This is a genomic window from Micromonospora sp. NPDC005367 (assembly GCF_040606825.1).
Classification (GTDB): Bacteria; Actinomycetota; Actinomycetes; order Mycobacteriales; family Micromonosporaceae; genus Micromonospora.
This window is the reverse complement of the sequence record NZ_JBEXFP010000007.1, coordinates 143,060-168,541: the sequence shown is the minus strand read 5'-3', so window position 1 is coordinate 168,541 and position 25,482 is coordinate 143,060. Positions and strand designations below refer to the sequence as shown.

Genomic DNA, 25,482 nt, shown 5'->3' with positions numbered 1-25,482 from the left:
AGTATGTGGGACAGCGTGCCGGCGAGGATCAGAACGCCCCCGTCCGCACTAGCCTTAGGCCGTGCGGATTTCGTTGCTCGACGCGCTGGCCGACCGGATTCTCATCGCCGACGGGGCGATGGGCACGATGTTGCAGGCCGCCGACCTCACACTGGACGACTTCGACGGGCTCGAGGGCTGCAACGAAATCCTCAATGTGACCCGGCCGGACGTGGTGCGGGGCGTGCACGAGGCGTACCTGGCCGCCGGCGCGGACTGCGTCGAGACGAACACGTTCGGCGCCAACCTGCCGAACCTCGGCGAGTACGACATCCCGCACCGGATCCGCGAGCTGTCCGAGGCCGGCGCCCGGATCGCCCGGGAGGCCGCCGACGCGCACAGCACCCCCAAGCGGCCCCGGTTCGTACTCGGCTCCATCGGCCCGGGCACGAAGCTGCCCACCCTCGGCCACGCCGGCTACGCGGACCTGCGGGACGCGTACCAGCAGAACGCCGCCGGGCTGATCGAGGGCGGCGCGGACGCGCTGATCGTGGAAACCTGCCAGGACCTGCTCCAGGTGAAGGCGGCCATCGTCGGGTCGAAGCGGGCGATGGCCGAGCTCGACCGGGCGGTGCCGATCATCTGCCACGTCGCCGTCGAGACCACCGGCACGATGCTGGTGGGCAGCGAGATCGGTGCCGCGCTGGCGGCGATCGAGCCGCTGGGGGTGGACCTGATCGGGCTGAACTGCTCGACCGGGCCGGCCGAGATGGGCGAGCACCTGCGCTACCTCTCCCAGCACTCGCGGACCCGGCTCTCCGTGATGCCGAACGCCGGTCTGCCCGTACTCACCGCCGACGGGGCGTACTTCCCGCTCACTCCGGTGGAGTTGGCCGACGCGCTGGAGCGCTTCGTCGCCGAGTACGGCGTCTCGCTGGTCGGCGGCTGTTGCGGCACCACCCCGGAGCACATCCAGGTGCTCGCCGAGCGGCTGCACGGGGTCACCGCCGCGCCGCGCACGCCGCAGCACGAGGCCGGCGTCTCGTCGGTCTACCACCCGGTGCCGTTCGCCCAGGACGCCTCGGTGCTGATGGTGGGGGAGCGGACCAACGCGAACGGCTCCAAGGCGTTCCGTGAGGCCATGCTCGCCGAGGACTGGCGAGCCTGCGTGGAGATCGCCCGCAGCCAGGCCCGGGACGGCTCACACCTGCTGGACCTCTGCGTCGACTACGTCGGCCGGGACGGCACCCGCGACATGCGGGAGCTGGCCGGCCGGTTCGCCACCGCGTCCACCCTGCCGATCATGCTGGACTCGACCGAACCGGCCGTCGTCGAGGCCGGATTGGAGATGCTCGGCGGCCGCTGCGTGGTCAACTCGGTGAACTTCGAGGACGGCGACGGCCCCAACTCCCGGTACGCGCGGGTGATGCCGGTGGTCCAGGAGCACGGCGCGGCCGTGGTGGCGCTGCTCATCGACGAGGAGGGGCAGGCCCGTACCCGCGACTGGAAGGTGCGGGTCGCGGCGCGGCTGATCGAGGACCTCACCGGGCGCTGGGGGTTGGACTGCTCGGACATCCTCATCGACGCGTTGACCTTCCCGATCGCCACCGGCCAGGAGGAGACCCGCCGTGACGGCATCGAGACGATCGAGGCGATCCGGGAGATCGCCCGGCGTTACCCAGGGGTCAATTTCACCCTCGGCATCTCGAACATCTCCTTCGGGCTGAACCCGGCCGCCCGCCAGGTGCTCAACTCGGTCTTCCTGCACGAGTGCGTGCAGGCCGGGCTGACCTCGGCGATCGTGCACGCCAGCAAGATCCTGCCGATGTCGAAGATCCCTGACGAGCAGCGCGAGGCGGCCCTCGACCTGGTCTACGACCGGCGCCGCGAGGGGTACGACCCGGTGCAGCGCTTCATCGAACTCTTCGAAGGGGTCGACGCCGCCTCGGCGCGGGCGGGGCGGGCCGAGGAGTTGGCCGCGTTGCCGCTGGACGAGCGGCTCAAGCGCCGGATCATCGACGGTGAGCGCAACGGCCTGGAGTCCGATCTGGACACGGCGATGGCGCAGGGGCGCGCGCCACTGTCGATCATCAACGACATCCTGCTCGACGGGATGAAGGTGGTCGGTGAGCTGTTCGGCTCCGGGCAGATGCAGCTGCCGTTCGTGCTCCAGTCCGCCGAGGTGATGAAGACCGCGGTGGCGTACCTGGAGCCGCACATGGAGGCCGTCGAGGACGGTGGCAAGGGGCGCATCGTGCTGGCCACCGTACGCGGCGACGTGCACGACATCGGCAAGAACCTGGTGGACATCATCCTGTCCAACAACGGCTACGAGGTGGTGAACATCGGCATCAAGCAGCCGATCAACGCCATCCTCGACGCGGCCGAGGAGCACCGCGCCGACGCGATCGGGATGTCCGGACTGCTGGTCAAGAGCACGGTCATCATGAAGGAGAATCTGGCCGAGATGGCCAGCCGCGGGGTCGCCGAGCGCTGGCCGGTCCTGCTCGGCGGCGCAGCGCTGACCCGGGCATACGTGGAGGACGACCTGCGGTCGATTTTCCCCGGGCAGGTGCACTACGCGCGGGACGCGTTCGAGGGGCTGTCCCTGATGGACCGGGTGATGACCGCCAAGCGGGGCGGCGCGCCGGTGGTCGACCCGGAGCGGGAGGCGGCCCTGGCGGCGCGGCGGGCCCGCCGGGAGCGGCAGCGGGCCGTGGTCACCGAGTCGCTGCCGGAACTGGACGACGCCTCGGTCCGTTCGGACGTGGCGCGCAACGTGGAGGTCCCCGCCCCGCCGTTCTTCGGCACCCGGGTGGTGAAGGGCGTGCCCCTCGCGGACTACGCGTCGCTGCTCGACGAGCGGGCCACGTTCCTGGGCCAGTGGGGGCTGCGCGGCGCCCGCGGCGGGCAGGGGCCGTCCTACGAGGAGTTGGTGGAGACCGAGGGGCGGCCGCGGCTGCGGTACTGGTTGGACCGGCTGATCTCCGACCAGATCCTCGAGGCGGCCGTGGTGTACGGGTATTTCCCCGCGTACTCGGAGGGCAACGACCTGGTGGTGCTGGACGAGAACGGGCAGAGCGAGCGGGCCCGGTTCTCCTTCCCCCGGCAGCGCCAGGAGCGGCGGCTCTGTCTGGCCGACTTCTTCCGCCCTCGGGGCGACGAGCTCGACGTGGTGGCGTTGCAGCTGGTCACGGTCGGGCAGCCGGTCAGCGAGTACACCGCGAAACTCTTCGCCCGCAACGAGTACCGCGACTACCTGGAGGTGCACGGACTGTCCGTGCAGCTCACCGAGGCGCTCGCCGAGTACTGGCACAAGCGGGTCCGCGCCGAGCTGACACTGCCCGGCGGGCGTACGCTCGCCGACGGCGATCCGGCGGATCTGGCCGGCCTGCTGCGCAACGACTACCGGGGCTGCCGGTACGCGTTCGGCTACCCGGCCTGCCCCGACCTGGAGGACCGCGCCAAGATCGTGGAGCTGCTCGGCGCGGACCGGATCGGCGTGCAGCTGTCGGAGGAGTTCCAGCTGATGCCGGAGCAGGCCACCGACGCGATCGTGGTGCACCACCCGGAGGCAAGCTACTTCAACGCCAAATAGTCGTGGCAAGTGCTCTGACCTGCACTTCCGCGCCCTGCAGCCGCCTCAGAATCATGATCAGGCCTTCACCGACGTTCGGGCCGTCAACCGGGGCCTGGAACTCACCGATCGCTTCGTCGATGGCCCGGCGGGTACGGTCCGCACTGCTGGTCAGGAGGTGGGTCTAGGCCCGGAGTGTGAACCCGGGATCGGCGTGACCGAGGTAGGCCGAGAGGGCCTTGATGCTCTCCCCGGCGTCCAGAAGTACCGAGGCGTAGGTGTGCCGCAGCACGTGCATCCCGTTGCTCCGGTCGTCCGGCACGTCGGTCGCACGGATCGCACGCTTCCAGACGCCGGGGTTGAATTTCGACCGGCCGAGCGGCTGGCCATCGGGCATCGTCAGGTAGAGCTCTCCGATTCGCCGAGGCTGCTGGTGATCGTGCGTACGCGGCCTAAGTACTCACCAGCATGGCCGACCAGGCGCTGTACCTGCGTCTACCAGACCAGGCCCTACGGCTGGCTCAGGTTGCGCGGGACGCCAGCACGCGAGCGAACACGGCCGTTGCTGCCACCGAGGCGACGGTGTTCGAAGCGAGGGCCTTGGCCGCGCTCGGCGACGAGACAGGATGCGCCGCAGCCGTCGGCCAGGCCGAGAGGAGCTTCAACCGAATCGCAGCGGAGGGCCGGCCGGACTGGGCATTGGAGCGAAGTTCTCTTCGCCAGTCACGCTGCCACCCGCTGGGTCGAGCTGGGCAAGCCGAAAGAGGCCGGTGAGCTGCTCCGCCATATGTGGGACAGCACGAAGGACCAAGCCCGCCGACGCGTTTACGGGCTCTTCTAATCGAGGGTGTAGTTGGGGCCTGAACCCGCCGGTCTCCAGCAGGGATCTGGCGATGTAATTGGTCAGGTTGCGGAACCCGAGCGCGGAGCCGCGGAGGTGTTCGAGTCGTCCGTTGATCGCCTCGGTCGGCCCGTTGCTGGTGCCGGGCCTGTCGAAGTAGGCCAGTACGTCGGCGGCGCGCTTGTTCAAGGTCCGGCCCAGGGTGACGACCTCGGTGAGCGCCTTCGGCACGCCATGGCTGATCGAGTCGATGAGCTTGACCGTGATTTCGCGGCCCTGGCGCCGGTCCTCCTCACGGTAGGCCCCGATCATCCGCTGGTAGATGCCCCAGGTCGCTTCGACCTCGACGTGCGCGCCATCGGCGAACAGAACTGCCAGCCGGTCCTTCTGCTCGTCGGTGAGCAGGCCTGCGCCGGTGTGCAGGGGCGCCACACGTGCCCGCAGTCGGCACGTCGGTAGCGGCGCACCACGACCTCGAGCATTGTGGGTCGCCAACCCAGCGGCTCGTGCGCCAGGCGCCGGACGACCGTGACCCGCGGATTGCCCTCGCGGCCGCAACGTCGGCACCACTGGTCCGTTTCGACAAGGTGGCAGGCAAGAACCGCGCGGTCGGGTTCGAGCCGCTGCCCGGTGACGACGAGGCCGAGCTCGTCGAGGCGGCAGAAGGTGGTCAGATCAGCGCAGGCGAAGCCCGCAGCAGGGACAGCGTCGTGCACGTGGTCTGCAAATGCCTTGGAGCGTTCAGCGTCCTCTGCGCATGTAGGCGCGGAGCGACAGCGGGACGAAGATCACCAGCAGCGCGGCCGACCAGAGCAGGACGGCGGTCACCGGATGCGCGAGTGGCCAGGCCACGTTTCCGGACGTAGCGCCCGGATTGCCGAACAGCTCCCGTGAGGCGGCGGTGAGCGCGCTCACCGGGTTCCAGTCGGCTAGGAAGCGCAGCCAGCCCGGCATGCCGCCGGTCGGGACGAACGCGTTCGACAGCATCGTGAACGGTAGGCCCAGCGGCACCATCGCGTCGGCGACCTGCTCGTTCTTCACCGCCAGGCCCACATAGACACCCAACCAGCTCAGCGCGTACCGCAGCACGATCATCAGCAGGAACGCCTGGGCCGTGGGGATCAGACCGCGGTGCGGCTGCCAGCCCACCAGCAGGCCCGCGCCCACCATGATGGCCAGCATCAGCAGGCCGGTCAGCAGGTCGGCGCCAGTCTGCCCGAACGGCACCGCCAAGCGCGCCATCGGCATGGAGCGGAACCGGTCCATCACACCGCGGGAGGCATCGGTGGCCACCCGCGTCATGACCCCCAACCACGCGGAGAAGGTCACCATCGCGAACAGGCCCGGCATGAGGTACTCGCGGTAGTCGCCGCCGGGCACCTGGATCGCGCTGCCGAAGACGTACCCGAACAGCACCACCATGATGACCGGGAAGACCAGCGCGGCGACGATCTGCCCAGGTTCTTGCCGCAGCCGGCCCAGCTCGCGGCCGACCAGGGTCAGCCCGTCGGTGAACGTCCAGCCCAGGCGACTCAGCGGTGAGGTGAGGGCGGTCATCGCACGGTCTCCTTGCGGTCGGTGAGGCGCAGGAACACCTCGTCGAGGGTGGGGCGGCGCAACCGCACGTCGGCCGCGGCGACGCCGGCGTGGTCGAGCTCGCGCACGATGTCGGCGAGGCGGAGGCCGGTGGCGGGCAGGGCGATGCTGAGCCGGTCAGCGCCCGTCGGCGTGGGTTCGGTGCCGGCCAGGGTGTTCAGGACGGTCGCTGCCTCAGGCATCGCGCCGGGGTCTTCGATGGTGACGTCGAGGCGGTCGCCGATCGTGGCCTTCAGCTCGTCGGGCGTGCCCGTGGCGATTACCTGACCGTGGTCGATGACGGCGATGTCGTCGGCCAGGTGGTCGGCTTCGTCCAGATACTGCGTGGTGAGCAGCACCGTGGTGCCGTCGGCCACCAGCTCGCGGATGCTGTCCCAGATCTCGCCGCGGCTGCGCGGGTCCAGGCCGGTGGTGGGCTCGTCCAGGAAGAGCACGTCGGGGCGCAGGATGAGGCTGGTGATCAGGTCGAGGCGGCGCCGCATGCCGCCGGAGTAGCCGGCGACCGGGCGGTCGGCGGCGTCCATCAGGCCGAAGCGGTCGAGCAGCTCGTCGGCCCGCCGGTGCGCCTGGCGGCGGGGCAGGTGGTAGAGGCGCCCGAACATGCGCAGGTTGCCGCGGCCGGTGAGCTTCTCGTCCACGGCGGCGTACTGGCCCGCGAGCCCGATCCGCTCGCGCACCTTGCCGGCCTCGCGGACGACGTCGTATCCGGCGATGCGGGCGTGCCCGGCATCGGGATCCGACAGGGTCGCCAGGATGCGCACCATGGTCGTCTTCCCGGCGCCGTTCGGCCCGAGCACGCCGGAGACCGTCCCTCCCGGGACGCTCAGGTCCAACCCTCGTAATGCATGGACGCCGCCGAAGGACTTGTGCAGCCCCTCGGCGACCACGATCGGATCCGCCATGATCCCTCCACTGGGTACCTTGTACGCAGTCATGGCGGCCAGGCTAAGGGACTGGGTACGATGTACGCAACCAGGAGGGTGGGACGGTGACCGACGCCGAGTACGTGAACATCTGGATGCAACCCGAGCGCCAGGCCTACGGGCCGAAGCCGGCCTACAGCCGCGCGCAGATCACCGAGGCAGCGATCCGGATCGCCGACGCCGAAGGACTGGAGGCCGCCACCATGCGGCGGATCGCCGCCGAAATCGGCGCCGGCGCGATGTCCCTCTACCGATACGTCCCGAGCCGCGACAACCTGGTCGAGCTCATGGCCGACCGGGTGATGGGCGAGATCGACGTCACGGGCATGCCCTCGGGCGACTGGCGCGCCGACCTGACCCACTACGCCGACGGGCTGCGGGCCATGTGGCTGAGGCACCCGTGGATCGCCACCGTGCAGCGGTCACTCCCCAGCTTCGGCCCCAACCAGCTGCTCTTGATCGAAGGGCTGATGGGAGTGCTCGACGCCTTCGTCTCCATCGACGAGAACCTCGGCCTCATGGCCATGCTGAACAGCTACATCGAAGGCACCGTCCGCGAGGAGATCAGCTCTGCCAAGGAATTCCGCCGCAGCGGGCTCAGCGAGTCGGAGTGGATGGCGCGGAGCCACCCGTACATCGACCGACTGGTGAAGAGCGGCAAGTACCCGATCTTCATCAAGATCGTGATGGAGGCGCGCCAGCCACACCTGAGCCGCGACGACCAGTTCCGGTACGGGCTCCAGCGTGTCCTCGACTGCATCGCCGCAGCCCTCCCATCAAGCGGCCGAGTTTCCGACGGCTCCTGGGAGTGACCTCAAGTCCACTGTGGAAAGGGACGATAGCGTCGACACTTGCGCAACCAGTCCAGTTTCAATCCTTCGTGTTCGTCGCTTCGCGGGCCGCTTCACAGTCGCAGTCTCCGTCGTGGCCTGGTTCAAGTCGGCAGAAGAACCAGTAAGGCAGGCCCGTCAGGTGGGGCGGGTGGAAGCGCCGGTCACAGTAGGTTTCACTCCAGTGGTCAGTGCCTCGCTTCGCCATCAGACCAACTCCTCGCAGGGGTTCGGGCGTGCACGAGAAGCAACGCCATGCCGGGAGCATGTCAGGTCGGGAGGCTCGCTCGTGCTGCGATCCGCCCGGATGTCGCGGATCAGTTGGCGCCGACTGTCGCGCCTCAATCCACCAACGACACCGGCTGGCTGCCGGAATGTCGGGTCCCAGGACCTGAATGACAGATCAGTATCGGGACGTGGGTGACACGTCCGGCTAGACGATCTTGTGTCGAGGGTAGCCAGCTGCACGTCGAGCGGCTAGTTGTTCTGGGCCGCGTTGCCCGATGGCGTCTAATACCAAAAGGCTTTGATCACGGCGTGTTCGGCTTGCGCGGCCCGCGCGTAGAAGGTGCGTAGGTCGTTGTGGTAGCCGAGGAAGATGTTTCTGGCCGCGTTCTTGTCCTCCCAGCCGATGTATGGCTTGGAGAGTTCCGCCCCTGCGATCTGCCAGCGTTCGTCGAAGGAGACGATGCGGAGGAACTCGGCCGTTCCTCGTGTCTCGACGGGGCTGAGGATGACGAACGGCGGTTGGTCCTTCGTCGGGCTGAAGACCTGGTGGCCGCCGAAGATCGGCAGAGCGCTGGCGGTGTTCGTGGCGTCACCCTTGTCCGTGCCCATGGTGTAGAGCTCGTCGACGTGGCCGAAGTCCTTCTCGATGGAGCCGGCGATGCCAGCTGCGTACTCTTCCGGGTGCGCCTCCCAGGCGGACCACATGAAGTCGAGCAGCGACGAGAAGTCCTGTGGGATCTCGTTGGAGGCCGTGGCCCGCAGGTGCATGTGAAAGCTCACCGGGCTGTTACTCCTTGCGCTGGACGGGGGCGAGCGGGGCGGCTGCTCGTCGTGGGGGCTCTGGTTTACGGGCTTTGAATCTAGCGATGACCTTGGTGGTGGATCGAGCGACCTCGGTGATCAGCTGGTCGGCCTCGTAGACGCGGAAGGTGGTGCCAGCGGCTTCGACGGCGAGGGTTGCTCCGGCGTGGGCGATGCCGACGTGGACGACGGTTCCCGCAGCGCCCGACTGAACCGTGACACGGCCACGCAGCGGCCGACGTGCGGCAAGCCGACTGCCGGCGAGGTATGGCTCCGCCGAGGCGGCGTAATCGGCTTGTTCGGTCTGTCGAGGGCTGCTTCGCTGTCGCCCGTGACCGAACTTCGAACGCCGCGACTGTGCCTGCACGCCATCGACACGGCAGAGGGTGAACGCATCGTCGGGCGGCGCGCCGGCGCCGGCGACGCCTGGGCCGAGGATTTTCCTTTCGACGGCGACGTCTTCGGCATCATGGCCTTCCTCAAAGCCACGGCCGCCCACGGGGACCAGCGGCCTTTCGGGCACTACCGGATCACCCGGACCGCCGACGGGAAGGCCATCGGTGGGATCGGATTCAAGGGGCAGCCGGTCGACGGATGTGTCGAGGTCGGTTACGGACTTGCCCCGTCAGCCCGTGGCCACGGCTATGCGGCGGAGGCACTCGTCGCACTGTTGAACGTCGCGGCCGATCACGGGTCAACCCGAGTTGTCGCCGACACCACCGCGGACAACGTCGCTTCCCAGCGCACCCTCGAACGTGCCGGTTTCCGCCGAGCTGGCACCAACGGGGAGCCCTACCGGTACGAGACACGTCTCGACGTCCCTACGCCACGGATGACGAAACCGACCTGATCAACGGCTACTACGAGCGACCCGCGGAGCGCGGCCGGTCCGGGTCACCGCAGGCGGCCGGCGGCGAGCAGCGCCGTGGTGGGCAGGTTCAGCAGCCCATCCACGTCGAGGTACGCGGCGGTCAGCCGGTCGTACTCGTGCCGGGCCCGCCTGCGGAACTCGGCCGTGGTGCCGTCGAGCAGCAGCCCGAGCTGACCGATGCCGGCCGCCGGCCCGGCCCACCAGTCCTCCGGATCGGTGCGGTGCACCCACGACAGCGTCTCGCACCGCACATCGTCCAGCCCCGCGTCCCGCAGCAACCCGGTCAGGCCCGCGGGCGTACGGTCGAAGTTCCGGTCGGCGGCCACCCCCGGCAGGTCCGGTCGGGGCGGCCCGCCCGCGGCCTCGTAGGCCTGCCCCCAGAGCCGTTGCAGCGGCGGCTGCGGGTGGGGCCAGACGGTGACCGCCACCCTTCCGCCTGGGCGTACCACCCGACCCAGCGCCGCGACGGCGACCTGCGGATCGCCGACGTGGTTGATCACGAAGTTCGCCACCGCGGCGTCGAAGACGCCCGTGCGGAAGGGCAGCAGCGGCAGCACGGCCTGCGCGAAGCGGCCCGACGGACGGGCCGCACGGGCCCTGGCGATCATGCTGGCCTCGGCGTCCACGGCGGTCACGGTGGCACCGCGGGTGGCGGCGAGCGCCGCCACGGTGCCCGGCCCGGTGCCGACGTCCAGCACCCGGGCGCCGGCGGCCACCTGGGCCGCGTCCAGCAGCGCCGGTGCCGGGTACGCGCAGAGCCGGCCGAAGCTGCGCGCGTACGCCTCGGCGCGTCCGGCCCACCGTCCACGTTCATGATCGTCGAATTTGGTCATCGACGTGACCCTAGTCGCACTCCTGACCTGCCGGGCGCCGCGTTGTGCCCCGGCGGGCGGGCGCACGTACCGTCGGGGTATCGCGTGCGTGAGCACGCTGCCGGGGAGGACGATGTGGACGGACGCTCGACAGGTCGGTTCCGAGGGCCGCTGGCGGGGCTGCTGGTGGCGCTCGTCGCGGCCGGCGGTTGCTTCGTGGGCGGCGTAGGTGACCCGCAGGGCCGCGAGCCGGCGCCGGCCGAGCCGACGGCGGCGCCCGGCACGGCCACCACCCGCGCCGACGGCACCATGAGCATCGAGGAGTTCGCCCAGGACGTCACCGACGCGCAGGCCGTGGCCGAGCGCTACTGGGCGGCCCAGTTCCGGTCGTCGGGGGAGCGGTTCCGGCCGATCCGGCAGATCATCCCCTACCAGCGGGCCGGTGAGGTCTCCTGCGGCGGGCAGGCGCTGCCCCGCAACAACGCGGTCTACTGCTCCCAGGGCGACTTCATCGCGTACGACGTGGCCTGGTCGGTGGCCGCGTTCCGGCAGGTCGGCGACGCGTTCGTGTTCTACCTGCTCGGCCACGAGTACGCGCACGGCATCCAGGTGCGCCTCGGCATCCGCTACAACTTCACCATCCAGCAGGAGTTGCAGGCCGACTGCATGGCCGGGGCGTACCTCGGCGACTCGGTCCGGTCCCGCCTGCTCACCCTCGGCGAGGGTGACCTGGAGGAGTTCCGGGAAGGGTTGGCGGCGGTCGGTGACGACCCCGACCAGCCCTGGTTCGCCGAGGGCTCGCACGGCACCGCGGAGCAGCGCACCGAGTCGTTCTTCCGCGGCTACGAGCGGTCGCTCGCCGCCTGCGACCTCGGCTGACCCCGGCCGGTCGGGCCGCGCCGCGCCGGGCGATTGCGTGGGTCACCCGGGCGGGCACCGCGACGACCGAACCGGCGTGCCCCTGAGAGGATCCCGGCATGTCCCTGGAGGATCCGTACACCAGCCGTCATCCCGCCGCCGTGCTCTTCGACATGGACGGCACCCTGGTCGACAGCGAGAAGCTGTGGGACGTCGCGTTGCAGGAGCTCGCTGAGACGTACGGCGGCACCCTCTCCGAGACCGCCCGCAAGGCGATCATCGGCACGGCCATGGCCGATTCGATGCGCATCCTCCACGACGACCTCGGCCAGCCGGAGCGGGACCCGGCGGTCAGCGCCGCGTGGATCGACGCGCGGATCCTGGAGCTGTTCCGCTCCGGGTTGCGTTGGCGGCCGGGGGCGATGGCCCTGTTGAAGGCGGTACGCGCGGCCGGCATCCCGACCGCCCTGGTCACCTCCAGTGGCCGGCCGCTGGTCGAGGTGGCGCTGGAGACCCTCGGGCGGGACAGCTTCGACGTGGTGGTCTGCGGCGACGAGGTGGTCGCGACCAAGCCGCACCCGGAGCCGTACCTGACGGCGGCTCGGCTGCTCGGTGTGCCGATCGAGCGGTGCGTGGCGATCGAGGACTCGCGGACGGGCGTGGCCAGCGCCCTGGCCGCCGGCGCCGCCGTGCTGGCCGTACCGGGCGAGGTGCCACTGCCGTCGACGGACGGCGTACACCAGCTCGAGAGCCTGACCGCGGTCGACCTGGAGCTGCTCGCCGCGCTGCTCGGCGAGCCGACCGCCGGCGCGTGACGCGGCGGGGGCCCCACCGGTCGGCGGGGCCCCACGCGGAAGCTCGGATGTAGCGCGGCCCCCGGCCGCGTTGGCCGGGGGCCGCTGCGTACTCGTCAGTCGTGGGCGATGGCGCCCAGGACGTTGATCCGGGCCGCCCGGACCGCGGGCAGCACCGCGGCGACCACTCCGACGACCGCGGCGAGCCCGAGGGCGACCAGTATCTGCGTCCACGGCAGGACCAGGTCGGTGATGCCCTCGTCCTTCAGCGCCTCGACCACCGCGGCGCCCAGGCCGGTGCCGACGACGACGCCGAGCAGCGCGCCGAACACCGAGATCACCACCGCCTCGACGGTGATCATCCGCATGGTCTGCGCCCGGCGCAGCCCGATGGCCCGCAACAGCCCCAGCTCGCGGGTGCGTTCCAGCACCGACAGCGCCAGCGTGTTGATGATGCCGAGGACCGCGATCACGATGGCCAGGGCCAGCAGGATCTGGATCATCGTGAGCAATCCGTCCACCTGACCGGCCTGCTGCTCGATGAACGCGTCCCGGTCGGCCACCGACACCTCCGGGGAGTCGGCGAGCAGCGCCTCGACCTGCGGCTGCACGTTGGCGACCTGCGTGCCGGGGGCCAGCTGGATGAAGCCCTGGACCGGCTGCGGGATGGCGAAGTCGCGGGCCGCCTCCGGCGGGAGCACGACACCGTTGGTCAGTTGGCTGCTGGTGTAGATGCCGGTGACCGTGTACGTGCTCGGTTCGCCTCGGGACAGCTGCACCGGCACCGTCGAACCGACCGAGAGCCCCCGGTCCTCCGCGATGTCCGTGCTGATCAGCATCTGCTTCGGCCCGAGCCGGTCGATGTCACCGGCCGTGGGCTGCACTCCGAAGATCTGCCGGAGCGCGCTGTCGTTGCTGCTCGCCGCCACCCAGGTGCGTTCCCCGCCGACCACGGCCAGGTCGCCGTACTCGCCGTCGACCAGTTGGACGCCGGGAATCGCGGCGGCCTTCTCGAGCACCGCCGGGTCGAACGTCGGCGGCCGCGGGCCGCTCTGCACGCCGGCGATGACCAGTTCGGCCTTGATGGTGTCCTGGGCGAGGCCGCTGATGCTGCTCTTGGCCGAGTCCAGGATCACCGTCACGCCGGTGACCAGGGCGATGCCGACCATCAGCGCGGCCGCGGTGATGGCGGTGCGGCGCGGGTTGCGCCCCGAGTTGAGCCGCCCCAGCTTGCCCGGCACCGACCAGGCGAAGATCGCCCCGAGCAGGCTCACCACCGGCCGGCTGATCAGCGGGGTCAGCAACGCGACACCGATGAAGGCGAACAGCACGCCACCCAGGATCGTCGTCAGCGTGTTGCCGCCCGCGTTGCCGGACAGGCCGAGGAAGAGCAGCACCGCGCCGACTGCGCTGACCAGACCACCGGCCACCGTGATCCGGGTCAGCGGGCGGTCCGGGGTGGCCACGTCCTGCATCGCCGCGATCGGCGGGATCCGCGACGCCCGCAGCGCCGGCAGCAGCGCCGCCACCACGGTGATGATCAGGCCCACCGCGAACGCGCTGATCACGGCCGAGACCGGTACGCCGATCCCGGCCAGGGTGAGCCCGCCGGCAAGGTTGCCGAACGCCCACGCGAGCAGCGCGCCGATGCCGATGCCGGCGGCCAGGCCGAGTACCGAGGCGATCAGGCCCACCGCGATCGCCTCCAGCACCACCGAGCCGATCATCTGCCGGCGGCTGGCCCCGATGGCGCGCATCAACGCCAGCTCACGGGTGCGCTGCGCGACGATGATCGAGAAGGTGTTGAGGATCAGGAACGTGCCGACCAGCAGCGCCACCGCCGCGAAGCCGAGCAGGATCCGGTTGAAGAACGACAGCGCCTCCTTGAAGCCCTCCGCGGCCTCCTCCGAGAGCTGCTTGCCGGTCTTCACCACGTACGCGTCGCCCACCGCGGTGGTCACGGAGTCGCGCAGCGACTCGGGGGTGACGCCGTCGGCGGCCTTCACGCTCACGCTGTTGAACGTGTTCGGCTCGCCCAGCATCAGCCGCTGGGCCACCGGCGTGGTGAACATGATCTCGTTGGAGCCGCCGATCGAGTCCCGGCCACCGCTGTAGCCGAAGATCCCGACGATCTTGAACTCCTGCTTCGGTTCCATCGGGCTGAGCACCCCGACCCGGTCCCCGAGCTTCACCTTGCCCGCGTCGGCGAGCCCCTTGTTGATGACGATCTCGTCGGCGGCGTCCGCGCCGCGTCCCTCGCGCAGCCGGATCAGGTCCGTCTCGCCGGTCCAGTTCTCGCCGAGCTGCGGCGGACCGAACGAGGCGACGGCCTTGCCGTTGCTGCCGATCAGCCGGGCCCCGTCGACGGCGACCACCCCGGTCGCCTCGGCCACCCCGGGCACCGCGCGGACCTTCTCGACCGTGCCCGCCGGGAACGGTGGCGCCTGCTGTTCGCCCTCGAACTCCGACATCGCGATCTTCGGCTTGGCCGCGACGTTGACGTCCACCCCCTCGTACGCGTCCGCGAAGATCGCGTCGAAGGTGCGGCCGAGGGTGTCGGTCAGCACGAACGCGCCGGAGACGAACATCACGCCGAGTACGACGGCCAGGCCGGAGAGGGTGAGCCGCAGCTTGCGTGCCAGCAGGCTCTTGAGCGTCGCCCGGAGCATCAGCCGTTCACCTCGGTCGAGACGTCCAGCTTCTTCATCGTGTCCAGCACGGTCTCGGCGGTCGGCTCGATCAACTCCGAGACGATCTGCCCGTCGGCCAGGAAGACCACCCGGTCGGCGTACGCGGCGGCGGTCGGGTCGTGGGTGACCATGACGATGGTCTGGCCGTGCTCGCGTACCGAGTCGCGCAGGAAGTTCAGCACCTCCGCGCCGGCGCGGGAGTCCAGGTTCCCCGTCGGCTCGTCAGCGAAGATCACCTCGGGGCGGGAGACCAGGGCCCGGGCGCACGCCACCCGCTGCTGCTGCCCGCCGGAGAGCTGCGCCGGCCGGTGGTCCAACCGGTCCCGCAGCCCCACCGTGTCGATCACGATGTCGTACCAGGCCGGGTCCGGCTTGCGCCCGGCGATCGACAAGGGCAGCAGGATGTTCTCCTTGGCGCTGAGCGTGGGCAGCAGGTTGAACTGCTGGAAGATGAAGCCCACCTTGTCCCGGCGCAGCTTGGTCAGCCCGGCGTCGCCCAGGCCGGTGACCGTGGTGTCGCCGATCGACACCGTCCCCCGGGTCACCGAGTCCAGCCCCGCCAGGCAGTGCATCAACGTCGACTTGCCGGACCCCGACGGGCCCATGATCGCGGTGAAGCGACCCCGCTCGAACTCGGCGCTGACCCCCCGCAGCGCGACGACCTGCGCCTCGCCGCTGCCGTACACCTTCCATACGTCGCTCGCCCGGGCCGCGGCCTGCGCCTGCTGGCCTACCGTCGCGGTCACGTCTTCTCCCTCTGTCGTGCGGTCGGTCCGCGCCGCCCCCCGCTGTGTTCGGCGCGGCAGTCCCATCCTCTGCGCTCACCGCCCCAGTCTTCTCCGACCTCGGTCGGAGCCATGGCGGATTTCTGCGCTGCGGGTGCCCCCCATCCCGACTCAGGGTTGCCCCTGATCGCCGCGGCCGGTCGACCACGGTGCGTCGCCGTCGAGCACCCGGGCCCGACGTCGTGGTTCACGCCGCGTGAGGGTCAACCGTGTCGGGCCGTCTGCGGTCACGGTAGGTGACGACGGCAACGGCTACCTCGCGCCGAGGGCGGATCTTCGACTACGCCGGTGGCGGTAGTTCGCCGGCCGCACTACCCCCTGGGGCGTACGAGGCCCGTCTCGTACGCCAGCACGACGGCCTGCACCCGGTCGCGCAGCCCCAGCTTCAGCAACACGTGCCCGACGTGCGTCTTGATGGTGGTCTCGCTCACCGACAACTGTGCGGCGATTTCGGAGTTGGACAAACCACGGGCGACCTGCACCAGCACCTCCCGCTCCCGCTCGGTGAGCGCGGCCAGCGAACGCGGCGGCGCGGCCGACGGGTCCGGCAGCACCTCGGCGAACCGGTCCAGCAATCGTTTGAGGATGCGTGGTGCCACCACCGCCTCCCCGGCGGCCACGGTGCGGATCGCCGCGACCAGGTCCGCGGCGGGCACATCCTTGGCCAGGAAGCCGCTGGCCCCGGCGCGCAGCGCCCCCACCACGTACTCGTCGAGGTCGAAGGTGGTGAGGATCAGCACCCGCACCGGCAGGCGGGCGTCGACGATCGCCCGGGTGGCCGTCACCCCGTCCATCCGTGGCATCCGGATGTCCATCAGCACCACGTCGGGCAGCAGCCGGCGGGACAGGTCCACCGCCTCCACACCGTCACCGGCCTCGGCGACGACGTCCAGGTCCTGCTCCGCGCCCAGCACCATCCGGAACCCGGTGCGCAGCAGCGGCTGATCGTCGGCGAGCAGGACACGTACCGGCCGTGGCGTCCGATCGGTCATAGCGCCCTCCTGTCCCGCCCGTCACGCCGGCACCCGCCCCGGCTGCTCCACCGGAATCGTCGCGTACACCCGGAAGCCGCCGCCGGCCCGTAGGACACCACCGTAGAGCCCGACCCGCTCCCGCATGCCCACCAGCGCGTGCCCCACGCCGGAGGAGCCGGGGGCCGGTCCACGTCCTCGTCCAGATGACCTCGCCCGGGGGCGACCAGGTCGGCCACCGCCACCGAATCCACAGCACCACGGCGGCCAGCATCGCGGGTCGGGTCACCGCGCCGCCGCGCTGTAGGTCAGCGTGATCGACGTGAGCAGATGCGCGCTCGCCCCGACCCCGGTCGGCGCCGGAAGCGCCGGCGTGGCCATCGCCGCCGATCGCCGGCCGGGCCGCCGCCCGGCGATGCGCACCGGCGCCGCGCAGAGCACGCTCCAGGCGGCCGCCACCGGCAGCGAACGCGACCAGACTCACATGGCGTGCCCAGTGCGAACACCAGCGCCAGCACCACCGGGGCGGCGAGCACCTCGCCGGCGGGCGGGCACCGGCGCGGCACCGCCCACGGGCGCTCGGTCATCCCGCGACGGCAGCCGTCTTCCGGTGGCGCCGATCATCGCCCAGGAAGAGGCCGGTCGCCTCCGCAGGGAGGACGTTTCACTCGTCCGCCCCGGATTGCGCGGGCCGGGACCGGGCGTCGAGCAGCGGGTCGGGCGGCGCCGCGGCGACCGGGAACGGTGGCGGTGTGCCGCCGAAGCTCGGGCAGAGCGCCTGGTGGTTGCACCAGTCGCAGAGCCGGCTCGGCCGGGGCCGGAAGTCCTGCTGCTCGGTGGCCTGCTCGATCGCCCGCCACAACGCCACCACCGTCCGCTCGAACCGGACCAGCTCATCGGCGTCGGGGGTGTAGTCGCAGATCTCGGCGTCGCGCAGGTAGAGCAGGCGCAGCACGCGCGGGACGACACCCCGGGTGCGCCACAGCACCAGGGCGTAGAACTTCAGCTGGAACAGGGCCCGCGCCTCGAACGCCTCACGCGGGGCGCCGCCGGTCTTGTAGTCGACCACCCGCAGCGCGCCGTCCGGCGCCACATCGAGGCGGTCGAGGTAGCCGCGGATCAACAGCTCGTCGTCGACCACCGCCGAGATCAGGCTCTCCCGCTCGGCGGGCTCCAGCCGACGCGGATCCTCCACCGCGAAGTAGCCCTCGAGCAACGCCGCGGCCGAGCGGAGGAACTCGGCGCGGGCGGCCGGGTCACCGTCGGCGGGGAACAGCCCGGCCAGCTCCGGCTGCTCGGTGACCAGCCGGTCCCACTGCGGGGCGACCAGGTCGCCGGCGGCGTCCGGGCTACGGCCGGTGGCGGGCAGGTCGAACAGCCGTTCCAGCACCGCGTGCACCAGCGTGCCGCGGGCCTGCTCGACGGTGGGCCGCTCGGGCAGCCGGTCGATGCTGCGGAACCGGTAGAGCAGGGGGCAGGTCTTGAAATCCGCCGCCCGCGACGGCGACAACGAGGCCCGCACCGTCGCCGGCACCTCCGCCGTGGCAGTGGACTGTCGCGTGATCACCGGGTCCGCCGTCATGTGGGGAAGATTAGGCCACCGGTGTGACACCTTCCGCCCCCGCCGCCCCGCGCGCCGTCTCAGGCACAGTACGTAGCATCGACCCGATGGAGCAGACGTCCCGGCCGCGGCGCCGGCCCCGCGGTAGTCCCGGCCTCACCGTGGGAAGGGTGTTCGGCGTACCGCTGTACCTCAACGGCTCGATGCTCCTGCTCGCCCTGCTGGTGACCGTGCTCTACGCCGAGTTCGCCCGCGACCAGCTGGCCCTGTCGCAGCTCAGCGGCTACATCATCGGCGTCGGGTTCGTGGTGTCCCTGCTCGGTTCGGTGCTGCTGCACGAGCTCGGTCACGCCCTCACCGCCCGCCGGTACGGCATCGGCGTGCGGGGGATCACCCTCGAGCTGCTCGGCGGCTACACGGAGATGGACCGCGACGCCCCGTCCCCCCGGGTGGACCTGCTGGTGTCGCTGGCCGGGCCGGCCGTCTCCGCGGTCCTCGGCGCGGTCGCGGTCGCGGTCACCCTCGCCCTGCCCGACCACACGGTCGCCAACCAGCTCGCGTTCCAGCTCGCGGTGAGCAACGTGATCGTCGCGGTCTTCAACGCGCTGCCCGGCCTGCCGCTCGACGGCGGGCGGGCGTTGCGCGCCGCGGTGTGGGCGGCGACCAGTGACCGGCACCGCGGCACCGAGGTGGCCGGCTGGGTGGGGCGGATCGTCGCCGCCGGCACCGCCGGATTGGTCGCCGTGCTCACCCTCACCCACCAACTCGCCCCGCTGGCGCTGCCGCTGATGCTGCTGGTGGCGTTCACCCTGTGGCGCGGCGCCGGCCAGTCGATCCGGTACGCGAAGGTCAGCCGCCGCTTCCCGCTGATCGACCTGGCCCGTCTGGCCCGGCCGGTCTGGCCGGTGCCGACCGGCACCCCGCTCGCCGAGGCGCAGCGCCGAGCCGAGGAAGCGCGGACCGGCTCGGCGCTGCTCGTCACCGACGGCGCCGGCCGGCCCGTCGGCCTGGTCGACCCGGTCGCCGTGGCGGCGGTACCCGTCGAGCGCCGACCCTGGCTCGCCGTCGACGCCGTGTCCCGCTCGCTGTCCACGCTGCCGGTCCTGCCCGTCGGGTTGGACGGGGAACGCGTGATGGAGGCCGTGCAGACCCACCCGGGCGCGCAGTACGTGGTGACCTCAGGCGAAGATGTCGTCGGCGTTCTGCACATCGCGGATCTCGCCCAGCTCCTCGAACCCGACCGGAAGATGAACACGTGAGCGCAACTCCCTCCGCCGTCCCGGCCCACCCGGATGCTCCGGCACCCGCCGACCGCCCCGGGCTGCCACCGGCGCGCCGGGGCGCCTTCCAGGTCGGCGACCGGGTGCAGCTGACCGACCCGAAGGGGCGGATGCACACCATCACCCTGGAGCCCGGCAAGGCCTTCCACACCCACCGCGGCATCCTCGAGCACGACGCGCTCATCGGTCAGCCCGACGGCAGTGTGGTCACCACCAGCGGCGGTGGCACCGCGTTCCTCGCCCTGCGCCCGCTGCTCTCCGACTACGTGTTGTCCATGCCGCGCGGCGCGCAGGTGATCTACCCGAAGGACTCCGCGCAGATCGTCGCGATGGGCGACATCTTCCCCGGCGCCAAGGTGCTCGAGGCCGGCGCCGGCTCCGGCGCGCTCAGCTGCTCGCTGCTGCGGGCCGTCGGCACCGAGGGAGAGCTGCACTCGTACGAGGTCCGCGAGGACTTCGCGCAGATCGCCCACCGCAACGTGGAGTCGTTCTTCAACGGCCCGCACCCGGCGTGGAACCTGCACGTCGGCGACGTGGCCGAGTGCCGGGAGACCGGCTTCGACCGGATCATCCTCGACATGCTCACCCCGTGGGAGACCCTGGACATGGTCGAGCGGGCGCTACTGCCCGGCGGGGTGTTCATCGGCTACGTGGCCACCACCCCCCAGCTGTCCGAGCTGGTCGAGGCGTTGCGTGAGCGGGGCGGCTGGACCGAGCCCAGGGCCTGGGAGTCCCTGGTGCGTGACTGGCACGCCGAGGGCCTCGCCGTACGGCCGGACCACCGGATGGTCGCCCACACCGCGTTCCTCGTCTCCGCCCGCAAGCTCGCCCCCGGCGTCACCGCGCCGCCCCGGCGACGCAAACCGAGCAAGGGCACCGAGGCGTACGTCCAGCGCCGCCAGGTGCTGCGGGAGGCGGAGGCGGCCCGGCAGGCAGCCGCCCAGGCGGCGGTCACAACGCCCGAGGCAACGGAGGAGCTGGACACGCCGTGACGGGCCGCCTGGCATGAGTACGTGGTCGTTGCGGCAGCGAACGGTCCAGGGGCGTGTCGACCAGAGGGAGGAAACGGCATGAGCAGCCCGGGCTACGGCGGCGGTGACCTGCCAGCGGTCTTCCCGGACTGGTCGCCGTACCAGGACCTGGAGTCGGCGGCGCGGGCCTACCTGCGCGACCCGGACATCGCCCTGGAGGCGCTCGGCGGGGTGCTGCGCGGCGCGTCGGTGCTCGGCTTCACGCTGGAACGTTTCGTCAACGAGGTCAACGGGGTGTGGCAGGAGGTCGTCGTCTGCGACGGCAGCCGGCTGATCCTCTGGCACGGCGAGGACGTGCCGCCGGGGGAGGGGCCGGCCGGATCGATGACGTCGTCGTTACGGGTGGTGCCGGTCTCCACGGTCACCGAGGTCGGCTGCCGGCGGCGGCTCACCCGCTCCGACAACGGCGAGGTCCGCGTCGACAGCATCGACGTCTACCTGCTGCTGACCTCGCTCGACGAGGCGCCGCCACCCGAGGAGGTGGTCGGCGCGCCCCGCCACGACGCGCTGCGCTTCGGCAAGACCCTCGACGACGGCGGCGCCGGACAGATCGCCCGGCTGGAGGAGTTCGCGCGGCTGGTCGCCTCGGTCGTCGGCCGGCCGATGCTCTGACCCCCGGCGCGTTCACCGGATCGGGTCCACCGCGGCGCGACCGGTGGCGGTGAACAAGGCGGCCCGGCGGCACCGCGGCCGAGCCGTCCGCTCGCTCTACTCAGTCCTCGGCGTCGGGGCCGGCCACCTCGACGCCGTCGCCGGCGCGCACCACGTGGATGCACTCGCCCGGGCACTCCTTCGCCGAGTCGATCACCTCGAGGCGCAGGTGCTCCGGCACGTCGACCCGGCTGCCCGGGGTCTGCAGGAGCTCACCGTCGGGGCCCTTGACGTAGGCCAGGCCGTCGATGTCGAACTCGAACACCTCCGGCGCGTACTGCACGCAGAGCCCGTCGCCCGTGCAGAGATCCTGGTCCACCCAGACCTGAAGCTGGTCCGTCGCGACCTGCGTCACCGGTGCACCCCCCATGTTCTCCCGTCCTACGCCCCGACGGTACCCGAACGCCCGCACCGGTCCCGATGCCCACCCTTCGCGATCAAGGTTCGGTGACAGGGGCGTTGCGCGGGACCGAATCGGGCTCATAGCGGCTAGTGTTAGGGCAGAACGTTCAAGCCCCCCGGGGAGGTGGGACGTGACACGCAGCGACGACGCGGACTCGCGCGCCGCACGGTGGGAGAAGGAGGCCCACGATCTCTCCACGCAGGTCGCCTTCCTCCAAGAGGAACTCGCCCTGGTGCGGCGCAAGTTGACCGAAGGCCCCCGACACGTCCGGCAGCTCGAGGAGCGGCTGGCCGCCACCCAGGCGCAGTTGGCGCGGCTGACCGAGAACAACGAACGGCTCGTGAGCACCCTCAAGGAGGCTCGCGCGCAGATCGTGACGCTCAAGGAGGAGATCGACCGCCTCGCTCAGCCACCGAGTGGCTACGGGGTATTCCTCGCTCGGCACGACGACGGCACCGTCGACGTCTTCACCGGCGGCCGCAAGCTGCGCGTCGCGGTGTCGCCGTCGTTGGACGTCGCCGAACTGCGGCGCGGGCAGGAGGTCCTGCTCAACGACGCGCTCAACATCGTGGACGCGTTCGGCTACGAGCGGGTCGGCGAGGTTGTCATGCTCAAGGAGGTGTTGGAGAGCCCCGGCGGAGGGCCCGGTGACCGGGCGCTGGTGGTCTCCCACTCCGACGAGGAGCGCATCGTGCACCTCGCGGAGAGCCTGATCGGATCCCCGATCCGGGCCGGCGACTCGCTGATGATCGAGCCCCGTTCGGCGTACGCGTACGAGCGGATCCCGAAGAGCGAGGTCGAGGAGCTGGTCCTTGAGGAGGTGCCCGACGTCGACTACTCCGACATCGGTGGCCTCCAGGCGCAGATCGAGCAGATCCGCGACGCGGTGGAACTGCCCTTCCTGCACGCCGACCTGTTCCGTGAGCACCAGCTCCGCCCGCCCAAGGGGATCCTGCTCTACGGGCCGCCCGGCTGCGGTAAGACGCTGATCGCCAAGGCGGTGGCCAACTCGCTGGCCAAGAAGATCGCCGAGCGGCGGGGCGAGGAGAAGCACACCAGCTTCTTCCTCAACATCAAGGGCCCCGAGCTGCTCAACAAGTACGTCGGCGAGACCGAGCGGCACATTCGGATGATCTTCCAGCGAGCCCGGGAGAAGGCCGGCGAAGGCACCCCGGTGATCGTGTTCTTCGACGAGATGGACTCGGTCTTCCGCACCCGCGGTTCCGGCGTCTCCTCGGACGTGGAGAACACCATCGTCCCGCAGCTGCTGAGCGAGATCGACGGTGTGGAGGGTCTGGAGAACGTCATCGTCATCGGCGCCTCCAACCGCGAGGACATGATCGACCCGGCCATCCTGCGTCCCGGCCGGCTCGACGTGAAGATAAAGATCGAGCGGCCGGACGCCGAGGCGGCCAAGGACATCTTCTCCAAGTACATCCTCTCGGGTCTGCCGCTGCACGCCGACGACCTGACCGAGCACGGCGGTGACCCACAGGCCACCGTGGCGGCGATGATCGACGCGGTCGTGCTGCGGATGTACTCCGAGACCGAGGAGAACCGGTTCCTCGAGGTCACCTACGCCAACGGCGACAAGGAAGTCCTCTACTTCAAGGACTTCAACTCGGGCGCGATGATCCAGAACATCGTCGACCGGGGCAAGAAGATGGCCATCAAGGAGTTCCTCACCTCCGGCCGAAAGGGACTGCGCCTGCAGCACCTGCTCGACGCCTGCGTCGACGAGTTCCGGGAGAACGAGGACCTGCCCAACACCACGAACCCGGACGACTGGGCCCGCATCTCCGGCAAGAAGGGCGAGCGGATCGTCTACATCCGCACGCTCGTCTCCGGTGGCAAGGGCACCGACGCCGGAAGGTCCATCGAGACCGCGAGCAACACCGGCCAGTACCTCTGACCGGCAGCGCGAGACGACGGGGCCCGGGGTGGCGTACGCCCCGGGCCCCGTCCATCGCCGCATCCGGCCCGAGCCGGATCTCCACGCGGCGGGCCGCGGCCCGCCGCACCCGGCGGGCCCTCCACGCCACCCGCGGACGGCGCAACCCCGGCGAAGCCCCCGTTCGCCGTGTGGCCGACTACGCTCGACGGGACGGGGGACCGGACGGGCGAGCGAAGCGAGCAGGTCGATGAGCGTACGACGGATCATGGGCACCGAGGTCGAGTACGGCATCTCCGTGCCCGGCCAGGCCGGTGCCAACCCGATGGTCACCTCCTCCCAGGTGGTGAACGCCTACGGGGCGCGCCCGGAACTCAATCGCGGTGGCCGCGCCCGCTGGGACTACGAGGAGGAGTCGCCGCTGCGCGATGCCCGGGGTTTCACCTACTCCGGCGCCGCCTACGACCCGGCGGAGGCCCTCGCCGACGAAGACCTGGGGCTGGCCAACGTCATACTGACCAACGGCGCGCGCCTCTACGTCGACCACGCGCACCCCGAGTACTCCACTCCCGAGGTGACCAACCCACTGGACGTGGTGCGTTGGGACAAGGCTGGGGAGCGGGTGATGGCCGAGGCGGCCCGGCGGGCGGCCACCATCCCCGGCACCCAGCCGATCCATCTCTACAAGAACAACACCGACAACAAGGGTGCCAGCTACGGCGCGCACGAGAATTACCTGATGCGGCGGCAGACTCCGTTCGCGGACATCGTGGCGTACCTGACCCCGTTCTTCGTCACTCGGCAGATCGTCTGCGGCGCCGGGCGGGTCGGCATCGGCCAGGACGGCAGCCAGAGCGGCTTCCAGATCTCCCAGCGGGCCGATTTCTTCGAGGTCGAGGTCGGCCTGGAGACCACCCTCAAGCGGCCGATCATCAACACGCGCGACGAGCCGCACGCGGACGCGGACAAGTACCGGCGACTGCACGTCATCATCGGCGACGCCAACCTATCCGAGATCTCCACCTACCTGAAGGTCGGCACGACCGCACTGATCCTCACCATGATCGAGGAGAAGGCGCTCGGCCCCGACCTGGGAATCGCCGACCCGGTCAACGAGTTGCGCGCGGTCAGCCACGACCCGTCGCTGACCCACCTGATGCGGATGCGTGACGGCCGGCGGCTCACGGCGCTGGACGTGCAGTGGGCGTACTACGAGCGGGTGCGGTCCTTTGTCGACGACCGTTACGGCGACGATGTGGACGCCCAGACCTCGGACGTGCTGGCCCGCTGGGAGAGCGTGCTGGACCGGCTCGGCAGGGACGCGATGCTCTGCGCCGACGAGTTGGACTGGGTGGCGAAGCTGCGGCTGCTGCACGGCTACCAGGAACGGGAGAAGCTCGGCTGGGGGGCGCACAAGCTTCAGCTGGTCGACCTCCAGTACTCCGACGTGCGTCCGGAGAAGGGCCTCTACCATCGCCTGGTCTCCCGGGGCGCGATGAAGACGCTGCTCAGCGACGAGCAGACCCGCACCGCCATGACGGAGCCGCCGGAGGACACCCGGGCCTACTTCCGTGGCCGCTGCCTCGCCCAGTACGCATCAGAGGTGGTCGCGGCGAGCTGGGACTCGGTCATCTTCGACGTGGGCCGCGAGTCGCTGGTGCGGGTGCCGATGATGGAGCCGGAGCGGGGTACCCGCAAGCATGTCGGGGCGCTCTTCGACCGGTGCGCGAGCGCCAAGGACCTGCTGGAGACGCTCACTGGCGGCTGATCCGCCGTGGTGTGAAAGCCCGTCGCGTTACGGCTACGGCGCGCGGCGGGCTTTTCGTCGCCTGCGCGAGGTAAGTTTCTCGCAAGAGATCGTTGGAGGAGGCAGCAATGGCCACTCGTGACAGCGGCGGTCAGTCGCAGTCGGGCAAGTCCCGTCAGAACGAGGAAGTCGAGGACGTCACGACCGAGGCGAACCCGGAGGTCGCCGAGCGGCACGCCGAGATCACCGAGGACGTCGACGACCTGCTCGACGAGATCGACTCCGTCCTCGAGGAGAACGCCGAAGAGTTCGTGAGGGGTTACGTACAAAAAGGGGGGCAGTAGGGCATACCGGGACAAAAC

22 protein-coding genes and 2 pseudogenes are annotated in these 25,482 nt (G+C 70.6%); 11 read left to right on the top strand and 13 right to left on the bottom strand.

What is annotated here, in order from left to right; translation table 11 throughout:
* Positions 1-61: 61 nt before the first annotated feature.
* Positions 62-3,577 (top strand): methionine synthase, encoded by a 3,516-nt coding sequence (gene metH, locus ABZS42_RS08080; RefSeq protein WP_355143211.1) that lies wholly within the window; start codon positions 62-64, stop codon positions 3,575-3,577.
* Positions 3,578-3,740: 163 nt separating this feature from the next.
* Here metH and ABZS42_RS08075 read toward each other — a convergent pair whose 3' ends face one another.
* From ABZS42_RS08075 to ABZS42_RS08060, 4 genes and pseudogenes are all read right to left on the bottom strand, one after another.
* The gene (locus ABZS42_RS08075; protein ID WP_355143210.1) at positions 3,741-3,953 is read right to left on the bottom strand and encodes a tyrosine-type recombinase/integrase; all 213 of its coding nucleotides are present in this window, start codon (positions 3,951-3,953) and stop codon (positions 3,741-3,743) included.
* A 444-nt stretch (positions 3,954-4,397) separates the two neighbouring features.
* Positions 4,398-5,113 (bottom strand): annotated as a pseudogene (locus ABZS42_RS08070) (transposase); the annotation flags it as partial.
* A gap of 25 nt (positions 5,114-5,138) precedes the next feature.
* Entirely contained in the window at positions 5,139-5,954 is an 816-nt protein-coding gene (locus ABZS42_RS08065; protein ID WP_355143209.1) for an ABC transporter permease, read from the bottom strand.
* A complete protein-coding gene (locus ABZS42_RS08060) occupies positions 5,951-6,928 on the bottom strand; it encodes an ATP-binding cassette domain-containing protein (RefSeq protein WP_355143208.1) in 978 nt (325 codons plus the stop codon). Before ABZS42_RS08060 ends, ABZS42_RS08065 begins: the two co-directional genes overlap by 4 nt.
* A gap of 53 nt (positions 6,929-6,981) precedes the next feature.
* On the opposite strand from ABZS42_RS08060, the gene ABZS42_RS08055 reads away from it, so the two are divergent.
* Positions 6,982-7,728 (top strand): TetR/AcrR family transcriptional regulator, encoded by a 747-nt coding sequence (locus ABZS42_RS08055; protein WP_355143207.1) that lies wholly within the window; start codon positions 6,982-6,984, stop codon positions 7,726-7,728.
* A gap of 528 nt (positions 7,729-8,256) precedes the next feature.
* Here ABZS42_RS08055 and ABZS42_RS08050 read toward each other — a convergent pair.
* A complete protein-coding gene (locus ABZS42_RS08050) occupies positions 8,257-8,754 on the bottom strand; it encodes a DUF1877 family protein (RefSeq protein ID WP_355143206.1) in 498 nt (165 codons plus the stop codon).
* A 352-nt stretch (positions 8,755-9,106) separates the two neighbouring features.
* Here ABZS42_RS08050 and ABZS42_RS08045 point away from each other — a divergent pair, with 352 nt between their 5' ends.
* On the top strand, positions 9,107-9,625 hold the full coding sequence (locus ABZS42_RS08045; protein ID WP_355143205.1) for a GNAT family protein: 519 nt from the start codon (positions 9,107-9,109) through the stop codon (positions 9,623-9,625).
* A gap of 44 nt (positions 9,626-9,669) precedes the next feature.
* Here ABZS42_RS08045 and ABZS42_RS08040 read toward each other — a convergent pair whose 3' ends face one another.
* Complete coding sequence (locus ABZS42_RS08040) at positions 9,670-10,479, bottom strand: class I SAM-dependent methyltransferase (RefSeq protein WP_355143204.1); 810 nt, start codon at positions 10,477-10,479, stop codon at positions 9,670-9,672.
* A gap of 114 nt (positions 10,480-10,593) precedes the next feature.
* On the opposite strand from ABZS42_RS08040, the gene ABZS42_RS08035 reads away from it, so the two are divergent.
* Together ABZS42_RS08035 and ABZS42_RS08030 are read left to right on the top strand one after the other, a co-directional pair.
* Positions 10,594-11,337: a neutral zinc metallopeptidase gene (locus tag ABZS42_RS08035; protein ID WP_355143231.1), complete on the top strand. Its 744-nt coding sequence runs from the start codon at positions 10,594-10,596 to the stop codon at positions 11,335-11,337.
* 140 nt (positions 11,338-11,477) lie between these two features.
* Positions 11,478-12,131: an HAD family phosphatase gene (locus tag ABZS42_RS08030; protein WP_355143230.1), complete on the top strand. Its 654-nt coding sequence runs from the start codon at positions 11,478-11,480 to the stop codon at positions 12,129-12,131.
* Between the two features lie 95 nt (positions 12,132-12,226).
* Here ABZS42_RS08030 and ABZS42_RS08025 read toward each other — a convergent pair whose 3' ends face one another.
* The 6 genes and pseudogenes from ABZS42_RS08025 to ABZS42_RS08000 form a co-directional block, all read right to left on the bottom strand.
* Positions 12,227-14,779 carry an FtsX-like permease family protein gene (locus ABZS42_RS08025; protein ID WP_355143203.1) on the bottom strand — a complete coding sequence of 851 codons (2,553 nt, stop codon included), beginning with the start codon at positions 14,777-14,779 and terminating at the stop codon, positions 12,227-12,229.
* Positions 14,779-15,546 (bottom strand): ABC transporter ATP-binding protein, encoded by a 768-nt coding sequence (locus ABZS42_RS08020; RefSeq protein WP_355143202.1) that lies wholly within the window; start codon positions 15,544-15,546, stop codon positions 14,779-14,781. Before ABZS42_RS08020 ends, ABZS42_RS08025 begins: the two co-directional genes overlap by 1 nt.
* A gap of 350 nt (positions 15,547-15,896) precedes the next feature.
* The gene (locus ABZS42_RS08015) at positions 15,897-16,577 is read right to left on the bottom strand and encodes a response regulator transcription factor (RefSeq protein WP_355143201.1); all 681 of its coding nucleotides are present in this window, start codon (positions 16,575-16,577) and stop codon (positions 15,897-15,899) included.
* Between the two features lie 21 nt (positions 16,578-16,598).
* Positions 16,599-16,733: pseudogene (locus ABZS42_RS08010) on the bottom strand (sensor histidine kinase); the annotation flags it as partial.
* Positions 16,734-16,841: 108 nt separating this feature from the next.
* On the bottom strand, positions 16,842-17,015 hold the full coding sequence (locus tag ABZS42_RS08005) for a hypothetical protein (protein ID WP_355143200.1): 174 nt from the start codon (positions 17,013-17,015) through the stop codon (positions 16,842-16,844).
* A 205-nt stretch (positions 17,016-17,220) separates the two neighbouring features.
* Complete coding sequence (locus ABZS42_RS08000) at positions 17,221-18,138, bottom strand: PD-(D/E)XK nuclease family protein (protein WP_355143199.1); 918 nt, start codon at positions 18,136-18,138, stop codon at positions 17,221-17,223.
* Positions 18,139-18,320: 182 nt separating this feature from the next.
* Here ABZS42_RS08000 and ABZS42_RS07995 point away from each other — a divergent pair, with 182 nt between their 5' ends.
* The 3 genes from ABZS42_RS07995 to ABZS42_RS07985 all read left to right on the top strand — a co-directional run bounded on the left by ABZS42_RS07995 (position 18,321) and on the right by ABZS42_RS07985 (position 21,040).
* Positions 18,321-19,376 carry a M50 family metallopeptidase gene (locus tag ABZS42_RS07995; protein WP_355143229.1) on the top strand — a complete coding sequence of 352 codons (1,056 nt, stop codon included), beginning with the start codon at positions 18,321-18,323 and terminating at the stop codon, positions 19,374-19,376.
* A 62-nt stretch (positions 19,377-19,438) separates the two neighbouring features.
* A complete protein-coding gene (locus ABZS42_RS07990) occupies positions 19,439-20,389 on the top strand; it encodes a tRNA (adenine-N1)-methyltransferase (protein ID WP_355143227.1) in 951 nt (316 codons plus the stop codon).
* A 78-nt stretch (positions 20,390-20,467) separates the two neighbouring features.
* Positions 20,468-21,040, top strand: coding sequence for a hypothetical protein (locus tag ABZS42_RS07985; protein WP_355143198.1), 573 nt, complete (start codon positions 20,468-20,470; stop codon positions 21,038-21,040).
* Positions 21,041-21,140: 100 nt separating this feature from the next.
* Here ABZS42_RS07985 and ABZS42_RS07980 read toward each other — a convergent pair whose 3' ends face one another.
* On the bottom strand, positions 21,141-21,434 hold the full coding sequence (locus ABZS42_RS07980; protein WP_355143197.1) for a ferredoxin: 294 nt from the start codon (positions 21,432-21,434) through the stop codon (positions 21,141-21,143).
* A 178-nt stretch (positions 21,435-21,612) separates the two neighbouring features.
* On the opposite strand from ABZS42_RS07980, the gene arc reads away from it, so the two are divergent.
* The 3 genes from arc to ABZS42_RS07965 all read left to right on the top strand — a co-directional run bounded on the left by arc (position 21,613) and on the right by ABZS42_RS07965 (position 25,464).
* Positions 21,613-23,394: a proteasome ATPase gene (gene arc / locus ABZS42_RS07975; protein ID WP_355143196.1), complete on the top strand. Its 1,782-nt coding sequence runs from the start codon at positions 21,613-21,615 to the stop codon at positions 23,392-23,394.
* Positions 23,395-23,623: 229 nt separating this feature from the next.
* Positions 23,624-25,141, top strand: a complete 1,518-nt coding sequence (gene dop, locus ABZS42_RS07970) for a depupylase/deamidase Dop (protein ID WP_355143195.1) — start codon at positions 23,624-23,626, stop codon at positions 25,139-25,141.
* Positions 25,142-25,248: 107 nt separating this feature from the next.
* Entirely contained in the window at positions 25,249-25,464 is a 216-nt protein-coding gene (locus tag ABZS42_RS07965; RefSeq protein ID WP_355143194.1) for a ubiquitin-like protein Pup, read from the top strand.
* The last annotated feature ends 18 nt before the right edge of the window (positions 25,465-25,482 follow it).